Below are 10,227 nucleotides of genomic sequence, written 5' to 3'. Positions count from 1 at the left end.
GGGCCTTGCGGCGGTGGGCTGTCGGACGTCGCGTTGTTGAAGGCCGGGCTTTGCGGTGGTGAGTCGTTGATCGCTGCGCCGGGAGCGGCGGGCCTTGCGGCGGTGGGCTGTCGGACGTCGCGTTGTTGAAGGCCGGGCTTTGCGGTGGTGAGTCGTTGATCGCTGCGCCGGGAGCGGCGGGCCTGCAGCGGCGAGCCGGTGGAGGCATCGTCGGGCGGCCAGAGTGTTGTCGAGGGTCGCGTCGTGGAGTGGAGGGGCGTTGAGCGCCGGGTTGCCGGGTGTCGCGTCGTTGAACGTTGCCTCGCCGGACTGTGCTGAGGCGTTCTTTGCCGGTCGGATGGTGCGGTGCGGGGTGTTGCATCACGCTGCGTCGCTCGGTGAGCTGCGGGACGTGCTCACGTCGGCCGAGTGGCCGGAGGGGCCGGTGCACCTGGACCTGATCGGGCATTCGACGCGGGGGCATCGGTTGTTGCGGCTCGGGCGTACGCCGATCGACATGCTCGACCGTGGGGTCGCGCGGTTCTTCGCCGGGCTTGCCGCGGAGGGGGTGCTGGACCGCCACAACGTGGTGGCGGTCCGGCTCCTCGGTTGTCAGACCGCGGTGACGGATCCGGGTCGCCGCACGCTGCGGATGTTGTCGCGGGCGCTGGGGGTCGCCACGTACGGCACCCTCGTTCCCCTCTTGAAGAGCCACTCCGACGCGGCGGGGTTGTCACCCCGGTTCGGGCACGTGCTCGCCTCGGGCTGGACGTCCACCGAGGAGCAGTGGCGGGCAGGGCGGGAGCGGTCAGACGGCGGCGGCCAGGGCCAGGGCGAATCTGCCCTCGCGGTCGGTCCACCAGTGGCGCAGGGCGAAGCCGGCCGATGAGAGCTCCGCGGTCAGGCCGTCCCGGTGGAACTTGGCGGAGACCTCGGTGCGCAGTTCCTCGCCGTCGGTGAAGTCGACCGTCAGGTCCAGGGCGGCGATGTGGACGCGTTGGGCGCCGGTGGCGCGCAGGCGCATCTCGATCCATTCGTTGGCCGGGTCCCAGAGGGCGACGTGGGAGAAGGCGGTGACGTCGAAGTCGGCGTCGAGGGTGCGGTTGAGGACGTGCAGGACGTTGCGGTTGAACTCGGCGGTGACGCCGGCGGTGTCGTCGTACGCGGGGACGAGGACGGAAGGGGACTTCACGAGGTCGGCGCCGAGGAGGAACCATTCGCCGGGGGAGAGGCGGGCGCGCAGCGCGGCGAGGAAGGGGGCGCGTTCGGCGGGGGTGAAGTTGCCGATCGTGCCGCCGAGGAAGGCGACCAGCCGGTCGCCGTTGTCGGGCAGGGCCTCCAGGTGGTTGACGAAGTCGGCGACGATGCCGCGGACGTGCAGGTCCGGGTACTCGTCGCGGAGGGTGGCCACGGCGTCGTGGAGGGCGGACGCGGAGACGTCGAGCGGGGCGAACGAGCCGAGCGTCCCGGCGTCGCGGAGCGCGGACAGCAGCAGGCGGGTCTTCTCCGAGGAGCCGGAGCCGAGCTCGACCAGGGTCTTCGCGCCGGTGACACGGGCGATCTGCGCGGCGCGGTCGGTGAGGATCTCGCGTTCGGCGCGGGTCGGGTAGTACTCGGGCAGGCGGGTGATCTCCTCGAACAGTTCGCTGCCGCGGGCGTCGTAGAAGTACTTCGGCGGGAGGGTCTTCGGGGTGGCGGTGAGTCCCGCCCGGGCGTCGGCGCGCAGGGCGGCGGTGAGGTCGGTGTCGAGCAGGTACACGTCGAGGTCGGGATCCTGCAGGGTCACGAGAAAACACCTTCCGATATGTGCACCGCGGACGGGTCCGCGACGAGCAGCGAATGGTCGGGGACGGACCGCCAGCCCGGGTCGTCGTCGAGCGGCTCGGACGCGACCAGGGCGGCGCCGGCGGCGGCGGACACGGACAGCGCATGGCCGTACGTGGTGGCGGCGATCGACCGGCCGTCGGTGAGCAGCAGGTTGAGCCGCGACCCGGGCGCCGCCGAGGCGACCGACGAGACGACCGAGGACAGCGCGGAGGCCGCGGATCCGCCGGTACGAAGGTGCGCCCGCACCAGCGCCCACAGCAGCGCGCTGTCCGTCGGCGCGTCCAGGGTGATCAGGTCGCGGACCGGCAACCGGGACGCGAGGGCGGTGACCGTATCGGGCCAGCCGGCGATCTTCCCGTTGTGGCTGAACAGCCAGGACCCGTCGGAGAACGGCGCGGCCGCCGACTCGGTGACCGGCATCCCGACCGTCGCGGAGCGCACGGCGGCCAGGACCGCGCCCGACGACACGGCGCCCGCCAGCGAGGGCAGCGCCGGGTCGGTCCACAGTGGACGGGCCGACCGGTACACCACCGGGCCGGGGAACCAGCCGAGCCCGAAGCCGTCCGCGTTGATGGTGCCGCCACCCCGCATGTCGCGCGGCGCCCACGACTGGTGGGACAGGCCGTGCGGCGCGTCGAACAGCAGGCGCGACAGCGGGACCGGCGGGCCGACGTACGCCAGGTGACGGCACACTACGCGGACTCCGGGAACGAGCGGGCGGTGCGGAAGCCGCTGAAGATCTGGCGGCGGATCGGGTGGTCCCAGTTGCGGAACGTGCCCCGGCACGCGGCCCGGTCGGTGCCGAACGAGCCGCCGCGCAGCATCCTGTAGTCGCCGCCGAAGAACACCTCGGAGTACTCGCGGTACGGGAACGCGCTGAAACCCGGGTAGGGCAGGAAGCCGCTGTCGACCCACTCCCACACGTCGCCGATGAGCTGGTGGACGCCGAGCGGCGACGCACCGTCCGGATAGGCGCCGACGGGTGCCGGCGCGAGGTGCCGCTGCCCCAGGTTGGCGTGGCGTGACGTCGGATCCTCGTCGCCCCAGGGGTACCGGCGGGAACGGCCCGACGCGGGATCGTGCCGCGCCGCCTTCTCCCACTCCGCCTCCGTCGGCAGCCGGCGCCCGGCCCATGCGGCGTACGCCTGCGCCTCGTGGAAGCAGACGTGCACGACCGGAGCGTCCGGCACGATCGGCGCGGTCCGGCCGAAGGTGGTGGCGGTGAAGCCGTCACCGTCGCGGGTCCAGTGCAGCGGCGCCGACAGCCCGGCCGTGACGCGGTGCTGCCGGCCCGCCGGCGTCCACCAGCGCTCGTCGTCGTAGCCGCCCGCGCGGATGAACTCGGCGTACTGCGCGTTCGTGACGGGCGCGGCGTCGATCCAGTACGCGGGGAGCTCGACGCGGTGCGTGGGCCGCTCGTTGTCGAGGGCCCACGGCTCGGTCGACGTGCCCATGTCGAACCCACCGGCGGGGACGAGCACCTCACCGCCGACCGCGACCCGCGCGGCGGGCGGCGGGTCGGCGGACAGCACCGGCGGCCCGGCCCGCAGCTGATGGGTGGCCAGCATCGTCTCGTCGTGCTGCTGCTCGTGCTGCACGATCATCCCGAACGCGAAGCCGTCCTGGACGAGCCGCCGGGCACCCGCGGGCGACGCGTCCGGCGCGGCGGCCACCGAGGACGACGGCAGCCGGTCGAGGACGTCGAGCACCTTGTCGCGCACGGTCGCCACGTACGAGCGGGCCTCGGCGGGACCGAGCAGCGGCAGCTGCGGCCGGTCCGCCCGGGGGTGCTTGAACGCGTCGTAGAGGTGGTCGATGTCCTGCCGGACGGGTTCGCGGCCGCCGACGTCACGGACCAGCCACAGCTCCTCCTGGTTGCCGATGTGCGCCAGGTCCCAGACCAGCGGCGACATCAGCGGCGAGTGCTGCCGCACCAGGTCGGTCTCGTCGACGGCGTCGGTGAGGACCTCCGAACGGCGGCGGGTCCGCTCCAGCTCCGCGGCCACCTGCTCTCTAAGACCCATTTCGGGTGCTCCCTTCGATGACGTCCCGCAGGAGTGCGGCGGGCAGGTCGAGCCGCGACAGCGCCAGGTCCCGGACCTCGGTCGCGGCCCGGGCGAGCGCCGGGTCGGTCATGCCGAGGCGGGCCGCGAGGGCCCACTGGCCGGCGACGGGCTCGCACAGCTCCCGCACCCGGTCGATGGTCGGCTCGTCGGCGAGCAGCGCGGTGAGGATCGCCGCCGGCGCGAACCAGTCGGGGCCCGCGACGGTGTCGAGGTAGCGCACCTCGAGGTAGCCGCGGGGCCGTACCGGCGGAAACAGGGTGCTCAGGTGATAGTCGAGGTCGGCGTAGGTCGGCGGGCCGTCCACGGCACCCGCGACCCAGTCCGCGAACGTGACCCCGGCCGGCACGGTCCACGGCCCGTCCGGGCGGCGGATGCAGAGCAGCTGCGCGTCGAGGGCGTACCGGGCCCACCGCGAGGCGGGGTCGGGGCCGGGCGGCACCTGCCGGGTCCGGGACGGGTCCATCGCCAGCCAGGTGCGCATCCGCGCGGACGCCCATCCGGTGTCGTGCCCCGCGTGCCGCCGCGAGTTGGCGAACAGGGCGATCAGCGGCGGCCCCAGGTCGTGCACCGCGGCCCAGCGCGACGGCGGGCCCGCATCCAGGCAGACCTGCAGGCCGGCGGTGCTGCACATCATGGTCCGGCCGGCGTCGTTGCGCCGGGCGAAGGCGGCCGCCATCGCGTCGTACCGGGGAGTGGAGAGCATCCGCCGCGGTGGGCGGTGCGGGTCGATGCCGGTGCCGCCGAGCTCGAGCCCGACGTGGGCGAGTCGCCCGGTGAGCTCCGCCAGGTCCGCGCCGACGGCCTCGTGGAGGTCCGTCAGGGACCGTTGCGGGAGGGTGGAAAGCTCCACCTGGCCACCCGGCTCGAGGGTGACGGCCGACCCTCGCCGCAGCGGCAGATGTGCCGAGCCGGCGCGCAGGGTGGGTGGTGCGTGGTCGCCGAGCGCTTGACACAGCCGATCGTGATCGACATAGGTCGCTGGATTCGCGCTGGCATGGACGGTGTATTCGAGCTCGACGCCGACCGTCTCCGGTGGTCCGGTTTTGAAGCAGATCGATGCAATGTAGCCCTCGGCCTGCTCAATCGCACAGATCACCGCATCGGGGTCGGCGGCCGTGCGGTCGATACGCAAGGTCGCCATGCGAGCCGACGCTACCCGAGGATCCGGCCGTCGGCGAATGTTCACGTTGAACAAACAGTTACCGATCCATTACGAACGCCCGTTCGAACTGGGCGTACACCTGGTGGGTCACGGACCTTCGAAATACCCGCACGAGTGAACGTCCACACCTGCGATCTCGGTGCGGCGTCAGCTCAGCGCAGCAGCCGGTACAGGCTGAGCGCCTCCCGCACGACGGGCTGGAACACCCGGAAGCGGGACATCCCGACGAGCCGGTCGATCAGCGGCGTGGACCGCTCGACCAGCAGCCGCGTCTTCGTCTGACCGGGTGAGGTGTCGTGCACCCAGTACAGCGTGATCCCCATCTGCGCGAGCCACAGCAGCTCCGGCAGCTCCGCCCGCAGCTCCGGGTCGATCTTCGTGGTGGCGCCGTCGACCACGGACCGGAACATCCGCACCGACCGCTCCCGGGTCGGCGCGGAGTCGGCGCTGAACGGGCTCACCGGCGAGCCCGGCTCGGCGGCCGTCTTGAAGAACGACCCGGCGAACCCGTGATAGGGGGCCATCGCCTCCACGCCGGTGAGCAGCGCGGCGCGCAGCCGGTCGACGAACGGCCCCGGTGTCGCGAGCGCGTGCCGGCACGCCTCGTCGTGGGCGTCCTGCACCGTGGTGTAGAACGCCTGGACCAGGTGGTTCTTCGACGGGAAGTAGTAGTAGGCGTTGCCGACCGACACGCCGGCGGCCGCGGCGATCGCGCGCATCGTGGTCTTGTCGTAGCCCTGCTCACCGAAGAGCCTGACCGCCGTGTCCACGATCAGCCGCCGGGTCTGCTCACCCTTCGCGGTGGACTCGCCGGGCTCAGAGGTCGCAGGTGCCGCCACAGTCCGAACCATATCCCCGTCCGCCGCCGACCCCGCGCACCGCCGCCGCGGCCTGCACCATCCGCCGCGCCACGGGGCGCAGGTCCGGGCGGGACAGGCGCGCCGCCAGCCCCCGATAGCCGTCCAGCGCCCACAGGCAGATGATCCACGCGCCGTCGCCGGTGTAGACGCCGCCGTCGTCGGCGACCACCGTGATGTCGGCGAGGGTCTCGGCCGGATCGAGCGCCGGATACCGGCGGCGCGCCTCGTCTGAACCCGCCGGCACGAACTCCAGCGGCACCAGCTGCGCCCGCGACGCGAGCCACGCCCGTGCCGTCCGGCACAGCCCGCAGCCCGCGTCGTAGAGCACGGTGAGTCTCGTGATCACTGCGGCGGTTCGGGTTTCGGGGGCGTTTGGGTGTACCCCTGTGGCGCGGCCGGCCGCGGCGGCATCGGGTAGGGCGGCATCGGATAGCCGGCCGGGATCATCCGGTTCGGCGGCACCGGCGGCGGCAGCTGCTCCAGGGCCCGCCGCCGGCGGAACCGGCTCAGGATGAACAGGTTGAAGAAGTGCAGCCCGCCGAGGACGAGCAGCACCAGGCCGAGCTTCAGCGCCAGCGCCTCCAGTGCCGTGCTGCCGTCGGGCAGCGCCTGCCCGATCTTCAGCGCCACCGCGACGTAGCCGAGGTTGAGCAGGTAGAAGCCGACGACCAGCAGGTGGTTGACGGACCTGGCCAGGCGCTCGTCGGCGAACGCGTCGTCGAGGAACACCTGGCCGTTCTTGAGCAGCGTCCGCGCCACCCAGACGGTGAGGACGATGCTCACCGCCAGGTAGATCAGGTACGTGCCGAACTTGATGTCCATGACCCGGCCCTTCTTGAACGTGTTCAACTACGCTCACGGTAGACCCGTTCTTGAACGCGTTCAATTGTGTGCCCGCTCTCACGTGTAGAGGACCCACGGACCGTCGGTCGTGCCCACCGCGACCGGGTGGTCGAGGTCGCCCGGGTAGTGCATGAGCACCTTCCCGTCGGGCAGCCGCGTGAGGACCGGCGCGCCGCTCATCGGCGGCGAGGGCGGTGCGGCCACGGCTCAGCCAGGAGCGGACCGTGCCCTCGGCGACGCCCTCCTGTTCGGCGATCTCGACCGCGGTCAGCTGGCCCAGGTGCCGCAGGACGAGGGCGCGGCGCTGGGCGGCCGGGAGCTTGGCGAGGGCGTCGAGCAGGACCAGGCGGTCCGGGGACGGGCCCTGCACCGGCTCCGGGGTGCGCTGGCGCTGCAGGAAGCGCAGCGCGCTCTGCAGGCGGCGCAGCCGGCTGGTCGCGAGGTTCCACGCCACGTGGCGCACCCAGGCGGCCGGGTCGGCGTAGCCGGAGATCGCCGGCCATCGTTCCAGGGCGCGGCAGAACGCCTCCTGGGCCAGGTCCTGCGCTTCGGTATGGTCGCCGAGGTACGCGTAGAGCTGCACCGCGACCCTGGTGAACTGGGCGCGGTACAGCTCCGCGAAGTCGTCCGGTGGGGCTGGCATGCCGGTATCACGCCCGGACCCCCCGGAGTGTTGCACCGGACCTACAGGCCGGCGATGAGCAGGGCCGCGACCAGCAGCGACGCCTGGTGGAGGGCCTGGTCGGCGACGTACATGCCGCAGACGGGGCTCGTCGTGTCGGCGAACTGGGGGGAGCCCGTCGCGCGCAGCACCGCGCGGACCGGCCAGCGGCGGTCGAGCAGGCCGTGCGTCACGGCGGAGAACGCGATCCCGGCGGTGACGCCCGTCGCGGACAGCGGCAGCCGCAGCGCCGCGCAGGTCAGCAGCAGCGCGGCGGTGACCATCAGGTGGTAGGTGAGCAGGTGCCCGGCGAGGGCGCGCCAGCCGGCGCCGCCGGGCGCCGACTTGTGCGCCGCCTGCCGGTCGGTCTGCGCCACGTGATCGCCGAGGGAGTGCCCGACGAGCAGGGCCGCGAGGGCCACGACGAAAACGACGGACCGGGTCAGCGTGTCATAGGACATGATGGAGGGGCTCCTCACGGGGAGCAGCGGGACGGTTCGGTCTTGGAGGATGGGACCGTCCCGCCGCATCGACATTGACGGAGCCGCCATCATGCGCACGGTTCCGCGCCGACTTCTACGTCGAACGTTGCAGAACACATGTGTCGTGGGTCGCGTGCCGCGGCTGATGCGTTCGGGGCCGCCGATGGGTAAGAACGACGCATGGTGGACGCGCAGGTCGGTAGCACCCTGGAGTTCGAGGTCCGCGAGGCGGCCGAGGTCCAGTTGATGATCGCGGTCTGCCCACGCCCGGGCGTGACCGTCGAGGAGACCCTCGACGTGCGGCTCGACGGCGACCCGGTCGCGGTCAGAGTGGTGGCCGGTGGGCACTACCTGACGGTGGCGCCGGGGCTGCTGCACGTCGACTACACCGCCGACGTCACGGTGCGACGGGGTGGGCCGGAGCGGCTCGACCTGGGCCAGCGCATCGCCGCGACGAGACCCAGCCGGTACTGCCCGTCGGACCGGCTCGCCGGGTTCGCGGCACGGGAGTTCCAGCGCTTCGCGCCGTCGCACGCGGACACCGTCGCCGGGATCGTCGACTACGTGCACCGGCACACCCGCTACGAGGCGGGCACCTCCACCGGCACCACCGACGCGACCGAGACGCTGCTGTCCGGCGCCGGGGTCTGCCGCGACTTCGCGCACCTGGTCGCGGCCCTCGCCAGGTCCGTCAACATCCCGGCCCGCACCGCCGCGGTCTACGCGCCGGGCCTGTCCCCGATGGACTTCCACGCGGTCGTCGAGGTCGCCGTCGACGACGAGTGGCGGGTCGTGGACGCGACCGGTCTCGCGCCGCGGCAGAGCCTGATCCGCATCGCGACCGGCGCCGACGCCGCCGAGACCGCGTTCGCCAGTGTCCTCACCGGCGCCGCGGACCTCACGTTCCTGCAGGTGCGTGCCGTGACCGCCGGCGACCTCCCGACCGACGACGGCCACGGCATCGTGCACCTGCCCTGATGCCCGTGGCGGGCTAGAAGCCGAGCTTGCCGGCGCCGGCGCGAGCGGTGACCAGGGCCGGGACCGCCGTGGCCGGGTCAGGGGCGGCGGCGCGCAGGGTGGGCACCCACGTCGAGGCGGGCAGGTCCGGGTCGTGCGTGGCGTTGTACTCCGCGACCAGGTTCACCTGCGACACCGGTCCCGTCCCGACCCTGGTCGCCGTGCCGAGCTCGGTGATGGCGCCCGGGGCGGTGCCGCGCCAGTCGTAGACGACCGAGGACAGCGGCAGGTCCGCGCTGCGCAGCAGGAAGTTGTTCTCCGCGTACACGGACGCGTAGACGCCGACGCCCCACGAGTAGGTGTAGGTGTCCTCGTCGGTGGCGTAGAAGTAGTTGGAGTAGACGTCGACCTGACCGAAGCGGACCCGCGGCACCCGCTGGCCCACGTTGGCGAAGCGGTTGTGGTGGATGGTGACGCGCAGCTTGCCGACGTCGGCGCCGACGGTGTTCGACGAGCCGATGAGCATCGTCTTGTCGTGGTCGAAGAAGGTGTTCCAGGAGATGGTGACGAGGTCCGCCGCGCGGATCACGTCGAGGGCGCCGTCGTGCACCTGGTACGGGCGGCCGAAGTACAGCGGCTGGGTGTCGTCGGTGTTGTTGCCGTCGCTGAAGTTGTTGTGGTCCGCCCACACGTGGGTGGCGCCGGTGACGGTCACCGTGTCGTAGAGGGAGTTCCAGTTGCCGAGCGCGCCGTCGGTCGGGTCCCAGGAGGGGAAGCAGTCGTAGGCGTCCTCGAAGCGCAGGTTGCGCAGGATGACGTTGTCGACCTTGTCGATGAGCAGGTTGGCGCCGCTGATCTTCGAGCCGCCGAGGCCGATGATCGTGGTGTTGCCGCCGACCTTGATGTTGACCAGCGCGCCCTGGTTCTTCGCCGAGCGGACCCGGGCGTCCTCCAGGGGGCCCGACGGCTTGGTGGCGCGGCCCCAGACCGCCGGGTCGTAGGCGGCCAGGAACGCGTCGAGGCTGTACGCCGGGTCGGCGTAGTCGGCGCAGGTGCGGCCGGCGTTCGCGTCGATCCCGCCGGCCACGAACACGATCTTCGGGGTGTCGCCGGCGACGGCGGCGGCGAGCTCGTCGCGGGTGCGGACGGTGAAGACGTGGTCGGCGGTGGCGGCGGAGCCGCCGGTGGTGCCGGTCGTGTCGGACGCCCAGCCGTCCCCGGCGGGCAGCGGCTGGCGGGCCAGGGCGAGGGCGGCGGACGGTAACGAGCCGGCGGACGCGTTGACGGCCACGCCCGCCAGCAGGGCCGCGCCGGCGAGGGCGGCGGCCACGACGGTGGTCTTGCGCATGCGGGACTCCCGAGAAAGGCAGAGGAAAGCGCATTCCTAGGG

12 protein-coding genes and 1 pseudogene are annotated in these 10,227 nt (G+C 72.5%); 2 read left to right on the top strand and 11 right to left on the bottom strand.

The features are described 5' to 3' along the window. Positions 1-352 precede the first annotated feature (352 nt). Positions 353-868 (top strand): hypothetical protein, encoded by a 516-nt coding sequence (locus ABZS58_RS11265; RefSeq protein ID WP_354780094.1) that lies wholly within the window; start codon positions 353-355, stop codon positions 866-868. On the opposite strand, the gene egtD is transcribed toward ABZS58_RS11265, so the two are convergent. The 10 genes and pseudogenes from egtD to ABZS58_RS11215 all read right to left on the bottom strand — a co-directional run bounded on the left by egtD (position 788) and on the right by ABZS58_RS11215 (position 7,859). Further along, on the bottom strand, positions 788-1,759 hold the full coding sequence (gene egtD, locus ABZS58_RS11260; RefSeq protein WP_354780161.1) for an L-histidine N(alpha)-methyltransferase: 972 nt from the start codon (positions 1,757-1,759) through the stop codon (positions 788-790). The genes ABZS58_RS11265 and egtD overlap by 81 nt on opposite strands. Positions 1,760-1,761: 2 nt before the next feature. After that, positions 1,762-2,499 carry an ergothioneine biosynthesis protein EgtC gene (egtC, locus tag ABZS58_RS11255; protein ID WP_354780092.1) on the bottom strand — a complete coding sequence of 246 codons (738 nt, stop codon included), beginning with the start codon at positions 2,497-2,499 and terminating at the stop codon, positions 1,762-1,764. Then, positions 2,499-3,830: an ergothioneine biosynthesis protein EgtB gene (gene egtB / locus ABZS58_RS11250; protein ID WP_354780091.1), complete on the bottom strand. Its 1,332-nt coding sequence runs from the start codon at positions 3,828-3,830 to the stop codon at positions 2,499-2,501. The genes egtC and egtB overlap by 1 nt, the downstream gene beginning before the upstream one ends. Then, positions 3,820-5,013, bottom strand: a complete 1,194-nt coding sequence (locus tag ABZS58_RS11245) for a glutamate-cysteine ligase family protein (protein ID WP_354780089.1) — start codon at positions 5,011-5,013, stop codon at positions 3,820-3,822. Before ABZS58_RS11245 ends, egtB begins: the two co-directional genes overlap by 11 nt. 173 nt (positions 5,014-5,186) lie before the next feature. After that, positions 5,187-5,873 carry a TetR family transcriptional regulator gene (locus tag ABZS58_RS11240; protein WP_354780087.1) on the bottom strand — a complete coding sequence of 229 codons (687 nt, stop codon included), beginning with the start codon at positions 5,871-5,873 and terminating at the stop codon, positions 5,187-5,189. Further along, positions 5,851-6,240 (bottom strand): DUF393 domain-containing protein, encoded by a 390-nt coding sequence (locus ABZS58_RS11235; RefSeq protein WP_354780159.1) that lies wholly within the window; start codon positions 6,238-6,240, stop codon positions 5,851-5,853. Before ABZS58_RS11235 ends, ABZS58_RS11240 begins: the two co-directional genes overlap by 23 nt. Then, complete coding sequence (locus ABZS58_RS11230; protein WP_354780085.1) at positions 6,237-6,743, bottom strand: hypothetical protein; 507 nt, start codon at positions 6,741-6,743, stop codon at positions 6,237-6,239. Before ABZS58_RS11230 ends, ABZS58_RS11235 begins: the two co-directional genes overlap by 4 nt. Before the next feature lie 51 nt (positions 6,744-6,794). Further along, entirely contained in the window at positions 6,795-6,941 is a 147-nt protein-coding gene (locus ABZS58_RS11225) for a hypothetical protein (RefSeq protein WP_354780083.1), read from the bottom strand. A gap of 43 nt (positions 6,942-6,984) precedes the next feature. Then, positions 6,985-7,380, bottom strand: a pseudogene (locus ABZS58_RS11220) (sigma-70 family RNA polymerase sigma factor); the annotation flags it as partial. Positions 7,381-7,421: 41 nt separating this feature from the next. Continuing rightward, positions 7,422-7,859, bottom strand: coding sequence for a DUF3307 domain-containing protein (locus ABZS58_RS11215; protein WP_354780081.1), 438 nt, complete (start codon positions 7,857-7,859; stop codon positions 7,422-7,424). A gap of 201 nt (positions 7,860-8,060) precedes the next feature. Between ABZS58_RS11215 and ABZS58_RS11210 the strand changes: the two genes are divergently transcribed. After that, a complete protein-coding gene (locus ABZS58_RS11210) occupies positions 8,061-8,858 on the top strand; it encodes a transglutaminase-like domain-containing protein (protein WP_354780079.1) in 798 nt (265 codons plus the stop codon). 13 nt (positions 8,859-8,871) lie between these two features. Here the strand turns inward: ABZS58_RS11210 and ABZS58_RS11205 are convergent, their stop codons facing one another. Then, positions 8,872-10,185, bottom strand: coding sequence for a pectate lyase (locus tag ABZS58_RS11205; protein ID WP_354780077.1), 1,314 nt, complete (start codon positions 10,183-10,185; stop codon positions 8,872-8,874). Positions 10,186-10,227 lie beyond the last annotated feature (42 nt).

Origin of the sequence: Dactylosporangium sp. NPDC005555 (genome assembly GCF_040605635.1) — a bacterium.
Lineage (GTDB): Bacteria > Actinomycetota > Actinomycetes > Mycobacteriales > Micromonosporaceae > Dactylosporangium.
The sequence above is the reverse complement of the archived record's forward strand: the minus strand, read 5'-3'. Positions and strand labels throughout refer to the sequence as shown.